This window comes from Sporosarcina sp. FA15 (assembly GCF_051550195.1).
In the GTDB taxonomy this organism is placed as follows: Bacteria; Bacillota; Bacilli; order Bacillales_A; family Planococcaceae; genus Sporosarcina; species Sporosarcina psychrophila.
In genome coordinates this window covers 1421337-1436558 of sequence record NZ_CP188818.1, presented here as the reverse complement: position 1 = coordinate 1436558, position 15222 = coordinate 1421337, and the positions used below count along the sequence as shown (strand labels likewise).

At 37.9% G+C, this 15222-nt stretch carries 19 protein-coding genes and 2 pseudogenes; 18 read left to right on the top strand and 3 right to left on the bottom strand.

All coding sequences use genetic code 11. The features are described from left to right. Positions 1-435: 435 nt before the first annotated feature. Positions 436-594: pseudogene (locus ACP8HG_RS06930) on the top strand (RusA family crossover junction endodeoxyribonuclease); the annotation flags it as partial. A 292-nt stretch (positions 595-886) separates the two neighbouring features. Here the strand turns inward: ACP8HG_RS06930 and ACP8HG_RS06925 are convergent. Then, positions 887-1375, bottom strand: a complete 489-nt coding sequence (locus tag ACP8HG_RS06925) for a GNAT family N-acetyltransferase (protein ID WP_338656530.1) — start codon at positions 1373-1375, stop codon at positions 887-889. A gap of 100 nt (positions 1376-1475) precedes the next feature. On the opposite strand from ACP8HG_RS06925, the gene ACP8HG_RS06920 reads away from it, so the two are divergent. The 3 genes from ACP8HG_RS06920 (at position 1476) to ACP8HG_RS06910 (ending at position 2793) form a co-directional block, all read left to right on the top strand. Further along, on the top strand, positions 1476-1835 hold the full coding sequence (locus tag ACP8HG_RS06920; protein WP_338656532.1) for a hypothetical protein: 360 nt from the start codon (positions 1476-1478) through the stop codon (positions 1833-1835). 639 nt (positions 1836-2474) lie between these two features. Beyond that, positions 2475-2606: a DUF6877 family protein gene (locus ACP8HG_RS06915; RefSeq protein ID WP_338656534.1), complete on the top strand. Its 132-nt coding sequence runs from the start codon at positions 2475-2477 to the stop codon at positions 2604-2606. A 37-nt stretch (positions 2607-2643) separates the two neighbouring features. After that, the gene (locus ACP8HG_RS06910) at positions 2644-2793 is read left to right on the top strand and encodes a hypothetical protein (protein ID WP_342538295.1); all 150 of its coding nucleotides are present in this window, start codon (positions 2644-2646) and stop codon (positions 2791-2793) included. A 148-nt stretch (positions 2794-2941) separates the two neighbouring features. On the opposite strand, the gene ACP8HG_RS06905 is transcribed toward ACP8HG_RS06910, so the two are convergent. Next, positions 2942-3118: a hypothetical protein gene (locus tag ACP8HG_RS06905; RefSeq protein WP_156476032.1), complete on the bottom strand. Its 177-nt coding sequence runs from the start codon at positions 3116-3118 to the stop codon at positions 2942-2944. A gap of 187 nt (positions 3119-3305) precedes the next feature. On the opposite strand from ACP8HG_RS06905, the gene ACP8HG_RS06900 reads away from it, so the two are divergent. The 11 genes from ACP8HG_RS06900 to ACP8HG_RS06850 all read left to right on the top strand — a co-directional run bounded on the left by ACP8HG_RS06900 (position 3306) and on the right by ACP8HG_RS06850 (position 9652). Then, positions 3306-3497, top strand: a complete 192-nt coding sequence (locus tag ACP8HG_RS06900) for an IDEAL domain-containing protein (RefSeq protein WP_438298410.1) — start codon at positions 3306-3308, stop codon at positions 3495-3497. Between the two features lie 42 nt (positions 3498-3539). Then, entirely contained in the window at positions 3540-3845 is a 306-nt protein-coding gene (locus ACP8HG_RS06895) for a hypothetical protein (RefSeq protein ID WP_342538293.1), read from the top strand. Next, entirely contained in the window at positions 3842-4135 is a 294-nt protein-coding gene (locus ACP8HG_RS06890) for a hypothetical protein (RefSeq protein ID WP_354313149.1), read from the top strand. Before ACP8HG_RS06895 ends, ACP8HG_RS06890 begins: the two co-directional genes overlap by 4 nt. A gap of 67 nt (positions 4136-4202) precedes the next feature. Continuing rightward, positions 4203-4367, top strand: a complete 165-nt coding sequence (locus ACP8HG_RS06885; protein WP_342538291.1) for a DUF3954 domain-containing protein — start codon at positions 4203-4205, stop codon at positions 4365-4367. Between the two features lie 11 nt (positions 4368-4378). Continuing rightward, on the top strand, positions 4379-4609 hold the full coding sequence (locus ACP8HG_RS06880) for a hypothetical protein (RefSeq protein WP_342538290.1): 231 nt from the start codon (positions 4379-4381) through the stop codon (positions 4607-4609). Between the two features lie 500 nt (positions 4610-5109). After that, positions 5110-6045, top strand: coding sequence for an alpha/beta fold hydrolase (locus tag ACP8HG_RS06875; RefSeq protein ID WP_342538289.1), 936 nt, complete (start codon positions 5110-5112; stop codon positions 6043-6045). Positions 6046-6264: 219 nt separating this feature from the next. Then, entirely contained in the window at positions 6265-6588 is a 324-nt protein-coding gene (locus ACP8HG_RS06870) for a hypothetical protein (RefSeq protein ID WP_354313147.1), read from the top strand. Between the two features lie 553 nt (positions 6589-7141). Further along, positions 7142-7966, top strand: coding sequence for a hypothetical protein (locus tag ACP8HG_RS06865; RefSeq protein WP_438298409.1), 825 nt, complete (start codon positions 7142-7144; stop codon positions 7964-7966). Between the two features lie 11 nt (positions 7967-7977). Continuing rightward, positions 7978-8454 carry a hypothetical protein gene (locus ACP8HG_RS06860; RefSeq protein WP_342538286.1) on the top strand — a complete coding sequence of 159 codons (477 nt, stop codon included), beginning with the start codon at positions 7978-7980 and terminating at the stop codon, positions 8452-8454. 468 nt (positions 8455-8922) lie between these two features. Then, positions 8923-9168 (top strand): hypothetical protein, encoded by a 246-nt coding sequence (locus ACP8HG_RS06855; RefSeq protein WP_342538285.1) that lies wholly within the window; start codon positions 8923-8925, stop codon positions 9166-9168. A gap of 361 nt (positions 9169-9529) precedes the next feature. Beyond that, positions 9530-9652, top strand: a complete 123-nt coding sequence (locus ACP8HG_RS06850; RefSeq protein ID WP_342538284.1) for a hypothetical protein — start codon at positions 9530-9532, stop codon at positions 9650-9652. A gap of 244 nt (positions 9653-9896) precedes the next feature. On the opposite strand, the pseudogene ACP8HG_RS06845 reads toward ACP8HG_RS06850, so the two are convergent. Further along, positions 9897-10814: pseudogene (locus ACP8HG_RS06845) on the bottom strand (beta-propeller fold lactonase family protein); the annotation flags it as partial. Positions 10815-11907: 1093 nt separating this feature from the next. Between ACP8HG_RS06845 and ACP8HG_RS06840 the strand changes: the two are divergent. The 3 genes from ACP8HG_RS06840 (at position 11908) to ACP8HG_RS06830 (ending at position 15172) form a co-directional block, all read left to right on the top strand. Beyond that, positions 11908-12582 carry a response regulator transcription factor gene (locus tag ACP8HG_RS06840; protein WP_342538283.1) on the top strand — a complete coding sequence of 225 codons (675 nt, stop codon included), beginning with the start codon at positions 11908-11910 and terminating at the stop codon, positions 12580-12582. Continuing rightward, the gene (locus ACP8HG_RS06835; protein WP_342538282.1) at positions 12579-13949 is read left to right on the top strand and encodes a sensor histidine kinase; all 1371 of its coding nucleotides are present in this window, start codon (positions 12579-12581) and stop codon (positions 13947-13949) included. Before ACP8HG_RS06840 ends, ACP8HG_RS06835 begins: the two co-directional genes overlap by 4 nt. Positions 13950-14158: 209 nt before the next feature. Next, positions 14159-15172, top strand: coding sequence for an alpha/beta hydrolase (locus ACP8HG_RS06830; RefSeq protein WP_067209675.1), 1014 nt, complete (start codon positions 14159-14161; stop codon positions 15170-15172). The last annotated feature ends 50 nt before the right edge of the window (positions 15173-15222 follow it).

Below are 15222 nucleotides of genomic sequence, written 5' to 3'. Positions count from 1 at the left end.
TCGAGGTTTTATTTATGAGTGGTTATATATACTTAAAATCATCAAAGAAGTATTTCTTAGTCGTTCTGCCATAGTCTGTAGTGGAATACCTTTCCTCAACCCAATTATTGCATTGGGATGTCTAAAACTGTGTGAGAAATAGATTTCATTCCTGATTCTTGGGGTTGCGTTTAATTGGATTTGAAATAGCTTTTTCACTAACGGGAGTTCCGAATCTTTCTGATGTCAGTACGTAATCTGTTTTCATCCATCGTTTCCCATAAGTGAGCATGATCTTTTTACACCATATTCTATACATCTTCAATTGATTTAAAAGGGAATCGTCGACAAAAATTGTTCGATTGCTATTTTTCGTTTTGCTTTACGTACTCCGTGGTAATCACGGCCTAAGGCGCTTCAAACGAAGCCGAAGCAGGTTCTTATCAAGTCGGGTGATTGCGACCGACGAGGAAACCGGATGTCGACAATTATGTGAAGGCAATCAAGGACGGCCTTACAAAAGTCATTTGGCAGGATGACAGTCAAGTGGTGAATCTGACGGTTCAGAATTATTACAGTTTGTCACCAATAGTTGTTGTTTGTATCAAATACTGACTTGAAATGAGGGAGGGCAATGAACGGTGTTTGGCAATTGTTGTTTCGGTGTGAGGACGGTTATAAGGTTTGGACATATGAGCCTCTGCTGCAGCGGGAATTGTACGACAAGAGGCAAGAAGGTTGGAAGTTGTGGAAGTGAAATGGGGGGGATGACAGTTATTCCATTTTGGGAAGGAGTTGTACTCGTAGTTATGGGTGTGGGCGGTTGAGTAAGTGAAAGTAGACACACTATGTGAAGCAAAAGAAATAAAAAAAGAACGGTTTATTAGTTACCGTTCTTTAATAAAGCTTAGACTTTGAATGTTTGGATTATACAAGGTTCATCATCAATTAATTGATTTTTTTCTTCATAATCAATTTTAAAATCTTTATATACTTTTCTCCAAAAGGATACAGCGGGAAGGTTATTAACAAGTTCAATAACAAAGTATTTTCCTTTTTTATTTTCAAATAACTCTTCTACTGCCTGTATTCCAAAACCCTTACCTTTGTACTTATTTAGAATAAAGATGTCATTAATGCCGAAATCATTTTCTTTTTTTAAAAATGGCCTTTCCAAAAGAAGAATAAATCCTATAATGTTGCCATCAAATTTGATGAAGTAAGGAGAAATGCCATCATTTGTCCAAAATGAGTTTAGATCCTCGTAATTAAAAAATCCATTTTCATCAATAGTAATGTTAGCTGTGAACTTGGACAGATCATGAAGATAAAAGGAATATAAGTTGCGTAAAATTATTTTTTCATTTTCAAAAATTTCCTGAAGAGAAACAGACATATAAAAACCTCCTTAGCATTTCTTTCAACTATATCTTAAATGTAATTAATTTAGAAATATTCTACTGTAAAGCACAATACAACCAAAAGGAGCTGAGAAAATGACTTCAGAACAAGCTAGAGAACTTTTCTCCGAAAAAGGACTAACTTATGAAAATATTACAGAAAGCGATATTGGTGTTTTGTTCACCTTCCTTAACAAGCACGTTAAGGAAGCCAATAAGGCAGGCATAATGTCCACAAACACTATGAGAATGAGTCGAAAAATAAAAAGCAAGTACAATACAACCGGAAATGTAAAGGAATGTTATTTATTCTTGAATAGTCATTACTTCACTCAACGAGAAGCAATCAGCTTTAATTCAGACGGCTTTATAGGATTTGCAGGTTGGGCGGACAGTGGTAACAAACCACCTTTAATGAGTGCGTTTGTGAAATGGGTAGATACGATAGCAAGTTAGTACACAGCGTGTCACAGAATGCGCAAATAAAAAAGTCGATTAAATTTAATCAGCTTTCTGTTTCTTGATTTTTATTATTTGATATAAATCATGTAAAATCGTTGCCGACAATACTAGGATTACAAATACTCTAGAAAATGTGGTATTTAAGTCGTTGGATAATAATACTGCCATTAATACAAGCAAGAAGATAATATTTAGAACTTTGTTAGTTATTTCTGATTTAAACATGGTAGAACACCAACTTTCAATAATTAAGCATATCCAGAATACGCATTTAAAATCAATAAGTTTCAAATATTTTAATAATAAATGAGTCATAATTCGACAATGACAAGCAACAATAGTGCATTTCAGTAATTATTTTTTTAACTCTAATATGCTATCAAGATAATTGAATATACAATCAGCGTAAAAGAAAGACAGGTAATAAAAGTGTTTATTGAAGTATTATCATCCCCTTTTTTAATCTTTTAGCTATTGCAACGCAGTTGGAAATGAAAACGAAACATAAAATTGGTGAGAAAAAGACTCCTACGTTTTCGAAAATAATTAGCACGCGGATCATCCTTTCTTAAGATATTTCATTGTCTCATGAAAGTATTTTGATTAATAGTGAATTAAAGGAAGTGAACCCAAGTGACCGCATATCAAGAAATAATCAAGCTTTTACCCCAGTTACTGTTCGAGGTACTGAAAGATATTGAACGACGTACTGGTGACTGGATGTGGAGCGGTGGCAATGAGGATGATCCTTATATTCATCAGTAGTTGCGATATGCGAAGAGATTTGTGAAGGAGTGACGACATGGTGCAGCAACTTACTATTTTTGATGCGGTGCCAACAATAGCGTTTGAGCTTGGGGACATGGTTGAAGTCGTCGTCAATGTGGAGGAGAAAGATGTTGAGGATTATTCCTTTCTCAAATTGTATGGGGGAAGAAGGGAAGAATTGTGAGGTTTTTACCTAAACGGCAGTATGAGGTTTTGTTTGCGAAGTCTAATCAGGTTAGGATATTTCGGCATGGTGAATTGAGGAGGAGTGAGTGAAATGACAGTAAGGACGTTCACTGTCGTGTATCGTCCCATTCGTAAGTATACAATCATTACTCTATGTCGGTTTTTTCTCTATTCATTTCTTTTATACGATCATCAATCGGATCAATCGTATGTATCGTATGTTTAAATCGCTTACTTTGATGGAGGACGATAAAAATAAAAATGAACTGTAAAATCAAGGTAGCAATACAAATGCAAATCCACATCCAAGTCGTTGCTGTCATTTGATAGTCTCCTTTCTTGCTGTAAGTTTACTACAAAAATATAGGTTAGTCAGTTACGGGTTGGTGACAGTTAGGCAGGATGAATTGAAGAGGAGTGAGTAGGGATGAACAATGATCATGAACGTGAAAAATTTAAAAGATTGATGGAGGGCTTTCTCTCGCTGTGTATACGAATGCTTTAGGGGAAATGGGGAAAATCAACTCTCGGAAACTTATGACTGAGATGTCGGAAGGATCCAAGATGTCCCGTGAATATTTGGAACATCACCCGAGCATTGAAACGGATGTCACGGACAAGGACATGCTGTTGCTGCAGATTGATATGGCGCTTGATGATGGGGATATGGAGTTGTTTATGAGGCTTACTAATGAATTGTAAAGGGATGGAGGTGCTGTTGTAAACGGGACGAATGAGGAACGATTGGAGCGGATCAAAATTTTAGCAGGTACGAGCGAACATTTTGATGATTTGCAATCGCTAATCGAACAAGCAGAACGGGCGCAAGAGTTGGGAGCTCGAAATCAAACCCTTTCAGAAGAATCAAGAGGGAACTTTCAAGCGACCTTGGATTATCGACGTGAAAACATGCGATTGCGTGAAGCGTTGGAGTTTTATGGAGACAACAAAAACTACGAAATTAATGTTGTTGATCAGTGGGGACCAGAAATTAAGGTCATGATGGATGGCGGAGCAAAGGCTGCTGAGTTATTGGAGGGATTGAAATGAGCTTAGAAGAAAAACGCAAGATCCAACACATCGCTGAAAAGGTTAAATTCCTCAGAACGTCTGAAGGAATGAATCTGAAAGACTTGGCAGCAGGGGGGAGACTGTATCGTGAACGCATTATGAATTTAGAAATTGGTGTCGAAAGGGCAGATTTGCAAGACGTCATTCGGTATTGTGACTACTTTGGATTGGATTATGAAGGGTTTTTGTTTGATGCTTTTCCGAAGTTTAAAGCGGATTATGTAGCGGATGCGGAGAAGATGATGAGGACGATTGGGTATAAGATTTGAGCAAATAAAAAAGACAGGATTCCTCCCGTCCTTGACAAGGAAAGTATAGCACACGAGGAGGGGTCCTGTGAGTAAAACAGCAGAAGTAATTTTATCAGAAAACGCGGTGTACAGGGTGATAGACGGTGAAATCAAGAAGGTGGATAAGCCGGGTGTTGGGTTTAGGAAACAGGTTATTACATGGCAAGATGACAAGCCTTTATTTTATGAGGTTAGTTATACGAAGAGGTAGGAGGGATTTGTATGGAGGATGTAGGAAACACTATGATTTACCGTGATGGATTTTTGATGATAATCATTAATCAACACGTTATCGACATTAATCAATTGAAATTGCGTGAAGGTGATGAGGGCATCGAGATGCTGACACTTAATGAAATATCTGACCAGATAAATAGAGATGAAGTAATTTATGCATGGGCAGAGTTGGGTCTGAGCGGAAAGATTTATCAGCACGGAAATTGTGTACAGTGATCTTATCCCATGTAATGGCGTAGATTGAAACGCTACCATAAAGCACAATCTACTTGTTTCCTAGTCGCAAAGGAGATAGCCATATTTCAACTACACAGGCTTACCCATCATCACAAAGGCAGGATGATTGTTGCTTAGACGTTCAATACTCAAGTTCCCTATTAAAACAGTATACGTCAAGAAGAAAATGGGGAAATGATACAATAAATATAGTTCAGGGGCAACACCAAAATATGTATTTGCAATTCAATAGACTGGATCTGGTGTGGAAGGTGGCGAGTTTTTGTACCGAAAGTAAAGCGGCAAGTACAGGAAAGCCGTGCCTGCGGAAAGCATCCACCTGTAACGGAATATACAGTCAAGTACACATTTTGATGAAGAGTCACAAATCGAAAACTGAATTGTTCGTTATTTAAAGCGGCGAGGCGATTACAATTAGTGGAACAAATATAAAGATGTTATCTTGAATCTCAAAAATGATAGTAAGGTAGGAGAAGGAAATGAAAACTCAACTGTCAAACTATATAAAAATTGGCACTTCAAAACAATTTATTTCTATTTTTGGTGAAGATAACAATCTGCCTCTTTTAGTGTATTTGCATGGTGGTCCAGGTGATGCTGCTTTACCACTGATTTATAAATATAACTCAGAACTTGGAAAAACGTTTAATATTGTAGTCTGGGAACAAAGAGGGGCTGGGAAATCTTACTATACTTTTTCGAAAGAGGAACAAATATCTATTGAAACTTATATTGAAGACCTATACAGTTTAATTCATTATTTGTTAGAAACGTATAAAAAAGAAAAAGTTTATATTTTAGGGCACTCTTGGGGAAGTGTCCTAGGCTTAATTTTCATTAAAAAATATCCTCAGCTAGTACACAGTTATTTTGGATGCGGTCAAGTAGTTAACATGAAAAAAGGGTTGAAGTGTCAATATGATTTTGTTCTGAAAGAAAGTCAAGAACGAAATAAAAAAAAGATTATTCAGCGATTGGAAAATATTGACCTTTCATTGACTCAAAAAGATTGGTTAAACGATTTATTATTTGTTACTAAATTAGTGGTTCAATACAGACATTCTTTATATGGAAAAAGCAATTATAACCAACTGGTAAGGGATTTCATTTTTTCATCAAAGTACACATTTAAAGATTTAATCAATCGTGAAAAAGGGAGTCTACAATCAATACAATATTTGTGGCAAGAGCTCATGGAAATTGATTTTAGTAAATACAAGAGTTTCGATGTCCCTATTACATTTTTTGAGGGGCGTCATGATAGGCATGTTTCTTCCGCATTAGTAGAGGATTACTATCACACAATAAAAACGACAAAAAAACTCATTTGGTTCGAAAATTCAAGTCATTTTCCACAATGGGAAGAGTCAGTTAAGTTTAATCAGGCTTTGATAAGTATCAAAAAGCAGAATTAGTTTTACAGGCTATTGATTTCTGTAACGCTTGTAATTTACCACGCTTTAAATGGCAGTATATCAACTGTTATCACATCTGGTTGGTGTAAAAACGGGACTATGAAAGGGTATGCATAACTAAATAAGTCTACTGGAACAACCGGGGACACCGATTGATTACAGCATTGCGCTGTGTCATTTGTTGTCCTCTTTTTTTATTTCAAAAAGGAGGAAAAGACGATGGAAATCAATCAAGAGCGATTGGATAAGATAAAGGCAGAACTTGCAGAACGCCACCAGATGCCAATAGAGGAAGTTTCAAGAATGATTGACGGTGTGATAGTCGGGGTTCCGGGGATTTCAGAATGGCTTAAACCATTTGTAGAGGGGCTATCTCAATTATGGAACTCGATGAAAGAAATCATTCTAGAAAACCATGAGAAAGCATTATGGAATACAGAAAGCGAAGCGATGCACGGTTGGAATCTAGATTGGGATACGCGTAAACGCAGTCAAGTCTTGTCGAATAAACCGAAATTCATGGTCCGCAAAATTTTTCGTTGAAGGAGTGGGGAAATGAGATCGTTGCAAACGGAACTGGTTGAAAAAGGCTACCTGATGCTCGTACAGGCGAAGTAGATAAGAAGTGTACTAAGGCTAAAGACAGGTCATCAGAACAGCTGTCTGATAGGGAATGGGCTGAATTGATGGGTACTAATCGACAGACCTATAAACGGGTGAACGGGGCTATTCGTAAACGATAAATAGGGGGCGGGCATATGACAGAAAAGCAAATTGAACAGCTGTTGAAGGATTATCACTGGATTATTAATTCGTAAAAATTATGCGTGAAGGATTGAATGATGTTGGTGGTAACTTTACAGCTCAGTATGGATTAGAGGCAGCTATGCCGAAAGCGGCTGGGGGTCATAGTGATTTTCAAGATTCCCTCATATTGTGTTTGACATATATTACAGTTTCCAATATCTCCGTGTTTGTATACTGTAAAACATTCCAGGTAGATGGTGTTCGACTTACCGCTGATAATTAACCACGAAATGGCAGTATTGGGCAGTAATAACTAATGAACAGTTCTATCGAAGGGGAGGAAAAGACAATGAAATTAATGAAAAAAGTTATCACTCTAGCACTAGTTTTTAGTATGTTCTTTTTTGGTGTATTTCAAAATCACAATATGGCATCAGCACAGACTAATCTTGAAAGTGTAGAAGTCACTTCAGAATTAAAAAGTTATTTACAAACTGAGAAAATCGATTTTGCTGAAACTCCTAATCAACGAATTTTTTCGACTATCTACGATGATATCGAATATGTATTGACCTATTTTATAACCGATGACACTTATGAAGCGAAAGCGTACGACGTTAATACTAGAGAAGAATTAGACATTCAAGAATTAAAAGAAGCACAAATTAGAGAAGGGAAAGTACTCCCGGCTCCGGATGGAATTGAGAGTGGTATTGTAACCCAGAGGTTTGCTCTTCCATTAATTCCTGTTTCGGGATGGGTTTTAGAACATTTAATAGCAATGGCACTTGCGGCAAGCTTAGTAACTGTTATAGTTGTTTCAAAAGATAAAATAAAAGCTGAGCTAGAAGAGCGATTAAAACGTAAGAATCCTACTATAATTTATAGGGGAGGTTCTTCGACAGCAACTAATCATACGCTAATAACTACAGATAAGAATGGATTATCTTATTACAAAACAATGCCTAAAGGTAAATTTACAGTTACAACAAAGGAAGCAGTTGACAGTACAAAGGTACTTAAGGCTGTTCTTGATGGTGGAAATCATGTTTCTGTCAAGCCCGTAAAAGCTTCTGATATGCAGGGATGGATAGATTCTAGGGCGAAAGCAGATAAGAAGCCACATAAATTTACTCGACTACTGCAAGCAATTTCAATATCTTCAAACAACTAGGGATGGTAATTATGAGAGACTATATTAATATAGAAGACGAAGAAATCAATTATTATGTATATAACTTGAATTGGCAACTTCCAAAGGAAATTCAAGAAGAGGCTATTGAGATACTATCTAAAATTCCACCTGAGAAAGTTGACATGATAATCCCGAAATATGGCAAGTCGTGTTGGGAAAACGGAGTGTACATTTTGAAAGAAATGGGTTATCCGAGAAATAGAAAAGCTTTGCCGAAACTAGCAAGCCTATTACAAGATAGAAATTGGCCAGGAGCATTAGATACTATCGAGCTCTTTAGGATTTTAGGGAAGACAATAAGTGTTCCGTATATAGAAAAGGAATGTGACGAAGCCATCAAATGTAACGACGCTGATTGGCTTGAACATCTTTATTTTTCCTGTGAAAGTCTTTGCATTGTCAAAGAAGATTTTCATAATCCTATGACATATCTGCAAATGAAGAATACGGCTGAGGATTTGTATTGACCAGAAAAAGTGAATAGTTTTACTGCAATAAGATAACTCTGGTATTGTTCGAGGTCGCAGAAAAACTCACTTTTTTAAAAAATGACTTTCTAAAAAAGGTGACTTTAAATTCGAATTCAACTGAGCCTCGAATAGTGGACACTTTAAAAAAAGTGATCCATTCGGGGTTTTTTAGTTTAAAAACCCGTTATACTAGAAAAAATGGCTTGGAACGGGAGAATTTTAAATAAGTAGAATACTTTTCGGCGAACATCAAATGAGACAACTAGATTCAAACCCAAATGTCACATCCGTATCAGATCGCGCCATTCAATATAACGCTAAATTTAAAATCCGTGCCATTCAAGAAAATTTGTGTACATTAGGTAGGTTTTTTTGCTTGCTAGGAAGACAATTGCAAAAATAATCGTTTGTATATGTAGCTAAAACAAGTATGTTTCAAAGATAAGTAAAAGAAAGGATGAGAATATGAAGGAATTATCATTTTTTGATTGGAAAATACGTTTACAAGATAATTTGATGACAGTCACTGATACTTCAACGAAAAAAATGGTTATCATGGAAGGTGCCCTAGAACTAAATGCAATGATTTGGATTGATGAGGAAAACGAGATGCAAATTAAACCAACTTGGGATTGTGTTATTTCGATCAATGCGAAAGATATGATATTAACCATTCGGCACTCTGAAAACGTTTTTAATAATAGAGATTAAGAAATCTGAGGCGGTCATTATTCCATTACGGAGTTGTCGCCTTTTATTGTTTTAAATAGATGATCATGTAGTTGAGGTGACAAATAGAGTTTAAAGGATAGTAGAAGGGCTTGCTCCCTCCTCGAATAATGGCTTAGAGAGGTGGGAGTGCAACATAAAAATCACGATTGGTGATTTATTGGTTTATCGCAGTATGCTAAAAAGAAAGTGTTATTTAGTCGGAATTATAGACGAAGAGTTTTACGTTATTTACGGGTCACGTTACAGGAAGGTGGTTTGTGGGGAAGCGCTGCATGATCATATAAAGTGGGATGCATTGGAAAATTAGGTAAAAGCCGATCGAAATGAAGGTTCTAAAGCGATGAGTACAAACTGGTGGAATCTGTTAGATTATAAATTCGAGATTTTCCAAATGGAGATTTTCGCTTTGTATAACGACGGCAATAATGAAGAACTAAAAGAAATATTACCAGATAAATATTAAACTCACAGATGCAGATGTATTGGGGTTAGCTGTTAAATATACTGTTGCGGTAAATAAGTGAAATATAGCAAAAGGCGACTAATCTTAATTTGAGCGGTCACCTTTTTTGTTGATTTTAATTCGATATTCTGAATAGTACTTACGCTATATATTTATAATTAGTGAAACTTGTTCCTAAAGAGCCTCAAGGGCCTCAAGGGCCCTAGATTATGAAATCAACTCGTTGATATAAAATGTTTATCTTTTATTTGCAGATTGTCCCGGTTTTAATACCAGTTGGCCCGCTAAATCCTGGGATTGTTGCGATCACCATATTTGTTGCTATATTTATGACAGACACAGTATTGTCGGTTTGATTTGTAACATAAGCGAGTGTTCCATCCGGCAATATGGTTACTTGGTCAGGGGATTCTTCTACAGGGATTGTAGCAATTACCATATTTGTTGCTGTATTAATGACAGATACAGTATTACTACCTTTATTTACAATGTAAACAAGTGTTCCATCAGGTGTAATTGCTGTTCCCACAGGTTCTGTTCCCACAGGGATTGTATCAACCACCGTATTTGTTGCTACATTGATTACAGATACTGTGTTACTACCTTGATTTGTAACGTAAGCAAATTGTCCATTCGGTGTGAAAACGATTGATCTAGGGCGAACTCCTACAGGGATTGTAGCAACCACCGTATATGTTACTGTATTAATGACAGATACTGTATTTGAGTTTTCATTTGCAACGTAAGCAAACGCACCATTCGGAGTAAAAGCTATACCTTGAGGAGCGAGTCCTACTGGAATAGTAGCAGTTACGGTATTTGTTGCTGTATTTATTACTGATACAGTGTTAGATCCGTGATTTGCTACATAAGCAAGTGTTCCATTAGGTGAAATTGCTACACCAAGAGGGTTAACGCCTACTGGAATGGTAGCGATTGGAGTGTTTGTTGCAGTACTAAAAACCGTTACATTATTCGAGAAGAAAGCTGTAACATAACCAAATGCTCCATTTGGTGTAATCGCTACTTCTAGAGGAGCGCTTCCTACTGGAATGGTAGCGACTATAGTGTTTGTCGCTGTATCAATCACTGATGCTCTATTATCAGGAGTTTCTAACTGACCAGCGTCTGTAACATATACGAGAAAGCTACAAATTGGTGGTACAGGTAAAAATGGTGGCTTTGTACAACGACAACTACAAAAACAAAAACAAAAACAACAACAACAACTACTACAACTACAACAACAGCAAAAACAACGACAACGACAACTTGGATTTGATTTAAACTTGATCGTTTTATAATATTTCTGTTCTTTCCCCACGAGGCACACCCTTTCTATCGTATATTGATACTATATTCAAACAGAGTTATGTTTCTTGTACGTCTAACCTTAACCAAATACTTCTGATGAAATGAGGTTAGAAGGTGTATTTGACACTTACTTTGCTGTGTTAATATAAACTGATTGAGATTGTAAGGGGATGAATGTTATAAATGGTAAATATATCAACACCCGTATTCGGAGCACTTCTTCCAGGCGTAATATGTTATCTTATTTACAAGTTTAGAAAAAAACAAAGCAAATAATATTCAGATTCTTATTTTATTTTGAAATCAAAAAGGCGGCCATTATTCGAAATTATAGACGAAGAGTTTTACGTTATTTACGGGTCCCGTTACAGGAAGACGGCTTGAGGGGAAGCACTGCATGATCGTATAAAAAGGTTCTGATCATATTAAGTGGGATGCATTGTCAAACTCGATAAAAGCTGATCGAAATGAAGGTTCTAAAGCGATGAGTAAAAATTGGTGGAATCTGTTAGATGAAAAATTTTAGATTTCACAAATGGAGATTTCCGCTTTGTATATCGACGGCAATAATGAAGAACTAAAAGAAATATTACCAGATGAATATTAAACTCACAGATGCGGATGTATTGGGGTTAGCAGTTAAATACACTATTGCCGTAAATAAGTAAAAGCGCCCAAGTCGTAGATTCCTAAGCTCTTGGCCACTTCACAAACGTAGATATGTCCGCGTTTATCCCGTCGCCAATCGAACTCTAGAAGGATGGGAAGAGCTAAACAATTACATATAAAGTTTGGCATTCTGGTAATCGAATAAGCAAACGAGGGCGCGTTTAATGATATTCCTGTCCTTAATTATAGGAAGAATGGGAGTATATCAATTTGATCTATAGTATAATGATTACTTCAATAATGCGATGGAAAACAGGGAAAAGAGGGAACTGATGCCTACTATACTGGTTGCTGACGACGATGCGAACATTCGTGAACTCGTCTGTTTATTTCTACGCAACGACGGATTCGCAATAGCCGAAGCCGCAGACGGCAAGGAAGCACTGGCCGTCTACACCTCAACGCATGTCGATCTTGTCGTGCTCGACATTATGATGCCAAATATGGATGGTTGGACGTTATGCAAGGAACTCAGAAGAGCCAATCCTGATCTTCCTTTACTTATTCTGACTGCGAGAGGAGAAACATGGGAAAAAGTGAAAGGTTTCGAACTTGGGACGGACGATTACTTAACGAAACCATTCGATCCGTTAGAGTTGACGGTTCGTGTTAGGGCACTACTCAAACGATACAAGATTGGCTCCACTCAGACAATCCATTTCGGGAACGTCATTCTTAATCGACAGACCTATAAGGTGATGAGAGGGACGGAGTCGCTTACGTTGCCGCTAAAGGAATTCGAATTGCTGTATAAGCTAGCTGGAACACCCGGACAAGTCTATACGCGCGAGCAGTTGATCGATCAGATTTGGGGTATCGATTACGCTGGAGATGATCGAACGATAGACGTACATATTAAACGACTGCGTGAACGGTTCGCGTCGACACCCAATTTTCGGATCGAAACGGTGCGTGGGCTTGGGTATCGGCTTGAGGTTTATGAATGATCAGATCTTTATATATACGTGTTGTCCTGACATTTCTAATTTCCGTCATCGGAGGCACGATTATTTCTTTTTTTGTGTCAACTTGGATATTCGAAGATAAATTGAACGAAAACGCTCAAATAAACTTACGTAACTTTGGCCATGATATCGTCCAGCTTTACAAGACTCTTCCGTTACGTGAAGCGGACTCGTTCGTAAGTGAAATGAAGCAGCTCGATTCTTATTATATTCGAATTTACGAAGCTACGGGTCAGTTCCAATCTTACGGAAAACTTCACGGACACAAACCTGCGCCTGTCACGATGGAGCAACTAAAGAAAGTATTAGATGGAGGCGTTGTTCAGGACACTCCGAATGGTATTGCTACGGTCCTCTTAGGGTTGCCGTTGAAAACGGAAATGGGAACGAAAGCGATGTTTTTGGAAACGCTCGCCCCGCCTTCTGCTTCTTTTGTCACAAAGTGGGCATTGATTTTTGCAACCTGTTCGTTGATTGCAGGAAGCGTGTTCATTTTAGTTGCCTCTTTATTCCTGGTAAGACCGATCAAAAAGCTGACAAAAGCGACCAAGCGTATAGCATCTGGAGATTTCAACGTCAAGCTGAATATTAAGCAAACGGGTGAGCTTGGTATTTTGGCTCGCAGCTTCGAAGAAATGATGCACGATCTGCAGCAACTTGAGCAGATGCGAAGGGAATTCGTAACGAACGTCTCGCACGAGGTTCAGTCTCCGCTCACTTCGATATCCGGTTATGCTGTAGCGCTTAAACAGGTTCACCTCTCAGATCACGAACGAAGTCGATATCTAGATATTATCATCGCTGAAGCGAAAAGAATGTCCAAGATGAGCGATAGCCTGCTCAAGCTGAGTTTGCTTGAATCGCAGTCGCAGCAACTGCAGCTCGTCACGCTCAGTCTCGATGAACAAATTCGACGGGTAATCGTGGCGCTCCAGCCGCAATGGTCTGCTCGCATCATTCATTTTGAGCTTGATCTACAGACCGTTAAAGTAATGGGTGATCATGACCAGTTGAATCAGGTATGGACGAACATCCTTGGCAATAGCATCAAATTTTCCGAGGATGGCGGGGTAATTAACGTCAGTACCAAACAAGACATCAAAAACGTGACAGTTCAAATAACCGACACGGGCATCGGTATTCCTCTCGAAGACCAGAAGCGTATATTCGAGCGGTTTTTCAAGGCCGATCGTTCGCACAGTCGAAAGTATGACGGTAGCGGTATGGGACTTGCAATCGTAAAACAGGTCGTAGCTCTTCATCAAGGTGACATCCGAGTGGAAAGTGAACTTGGTAAAGGAACTACCTTCATTGTCACGTTGCCACTCACTACACCAACCGATAGTTAGATACACCAAATATCCATCGGATTGTCTAAACCGATATTCTCTAAACTACGGCTCACATGCAAGCAATCTTGTATGTGAGCCGTAGTTTTTTTGCTTGTTCATATTCAGTTCATATTGTCGTCATGGGGAGTACATATTCATTAGTTAAGATTTCATTAGCAGCACATGAAGAAAGCCAAACAAACAGATCAGGACAGGAGAGAATGACAGTGACACAACAAGAGGAAAAGAAAATGCGGAATGGAACGAAAATAAAGAAAGTACGAAACATTTTGCTTAAAATAGTAGGAGCAATCGTTATAGCCATTGTTCTTTTTCTAGGTATTGTTTATATCGCTAATGGGATGAGTAGTCATTCGGAGAAAAAACGAATAGTGCCCTACGGTCAGCAGGTATCTGTAGACGAGAAAAATATGAATGTGTTAATTCAAGGCGAGGGCGAAGAAACGATTGTTCTCCTGCCTGGTTATGGAACAGCTACACCAGGGCTTGATTTTAAGCTTCTTATCGATGAATTATCTCTATTTTACAAAGTTGTTGCGGTAGAGCCTTTCGGTTATGGATTAAGTGATGAAACTGAAAAAGAGCGAACCACGGAGAATATGGTAAGTGAAGTTCATGAAGCTCTACAGCAGCTTAATATTAATAGATACATACTCATGGGCCACTCCATTACAGGCATCTATGGAATTGATTATGTGAACAAATATCCAAACGAGGTGACTGCATTTGTCGGAATAGATAGCAGTGTTGCAACACAACCGGGAATGGATATTAAATTCCCATTAAAAACGTTTGCATTCCTCAAAAAATCAGGTCTCTTAAGATTGGCCATGAAAATAAGCGCTGATCCCTATGCTGGACTGGCATTTGATGAAAAAACCGTAGAGCAAATGAAAATGATTTCGAATAAAAACATGTATAATGAGACTACCTTGAATGAGATGGACAATATTTCGTCTAATTTTAAAGGGGCTCAAGGTTTAGCCTTCCCTAAAGTTCTTCCACTTCTTCTCTTTGTACAAGCGAATAATGAAGGTGTAGCAGGATGGATACCCCTGCATGAAGGGCAGATCAAAGACTCGTTAAATGGAAAAGTAGTAACCATGGATGGTTCACATTATTTGCACCATACCAAATTCAAAGAAATTGCTGAAAACGTTAGAGTATTTATGAAAGAAGTAAAGTTGTTAGAAGGAAGCGCACCGATGCCTGAAGGCTAGATTGGCTATGGGAATAGTCAGATCCTTATGCGCTATTATAATAAACGAGA

Excerpts from the sequence above, each read along its gene's own strand:
- ACP8HG_RS06905 (WP_156476032.1), bottom strand. The coding sequence starts at position 3,118 with ATGACAGCAACGACTTGGATGTGGATTTGCATTTGTATTGCTACCTTG.
- ACP8HG_RS06875 (WP_342538289.1), top strand. The coding sequence starts at position 5,110 with ATGAAAACTCAACTGTCAAACTATATAAAAATTGGCACTTCAAAACAA.
- ACP8HG_RS06870 (WP_354313147.1), top strand. The coding sequence starts at position 6,265 with ATGGAAATCAATCAAGAGCGATTGGATAAGATAAAGGCAGAACTTGCA.
- ACP8HG_RS06925 (WP_338656530.1), bottom strand. The coding sequence starts at position 1,375 with ATGTCTGTTTCTCTTCAGGAAATTTTTGAAAATGAAAAAATAATTTTA.
- ACP8HG_RS06855 (WP_342538285.1), top strand. The coding sequence starts at position 8,923 with ATGAAGGAATTATCATTTTTTGATTGGAAAATACGTTTACAAGATAAT.
- ACP8HG_RS06850 (WP_342538284.1), top strand. The coding sequence starts at position 9,530 with ATGAGTACAAACTGGTGGAATCTGTTAGATTATAAATTCGAGATTTTC.
- ACP8HG_RS06880 (WP_342538290.1), top strand. The coding sequence starts at position 4,379 with ATGGAGGATGTAGGAAACACTATGATTTACCGTGATGGATTTTTGATG.
- ACP8HG_RS06900 (WP_438298410.1), top strand. The coding sequence starts at position 3,306 with ATGGGGAAAATCAACTCTCGGAAACTTATGACTGAGATGTCGGAAGGA.
- ACP8HG_RS06890 (WP_354313149.1), top strand. The coding sequence starts at position 3,842 with ATGAGCTTAGAAGAAAAACGCAAGATCCAACACATCGCTGAAAAGGTT.
- ACP8HG_RS06860 (WP_342538286.1), top strand. The coding sequence starts at position 7,978 with ATGAGAGACTATATTAATATAGAAGACGAAGAAATCAATTATTATGTA.
- ACP8HG_RS06835 (WP_342538282.1), top strand. The coding sequence starts at position 12,579 with ATGATCAGATCTTTATATATACGTGTTGTCCTGACATTTCTAATTTCC.
- ACP8HG_RS06910 (WP_342538295.1), top strand. The coding sequence starts at position 2,644 with ATGGTGCAGCAACTTACTATTTTTGATGCGGTGCCAACAATAGCGTTT.
- ACP8HG_RS06865 (WP_438298409.1), top strand. The coding sequence starts at position 7,142 with ATGAAATTAATGAAAAAAGTTATCACTCTAGCACTAGTTTTTAGTATG.
- ACP8HG_RS06920 (WP_338656532.1), top strand. The coding sequence starts at position 1,476 with ATGACTTCAGAACAAGCTAGAGAACTTTTCTCCGAAAAAGGACTAACT.
- ACP8HG_RS06840 (WP_342538283.1), top strand. The coding sequence starts at position 11,908 with ATGCCTACTATACTGGTTGCTGACGACGATGCGAACATTCGTGAACTC.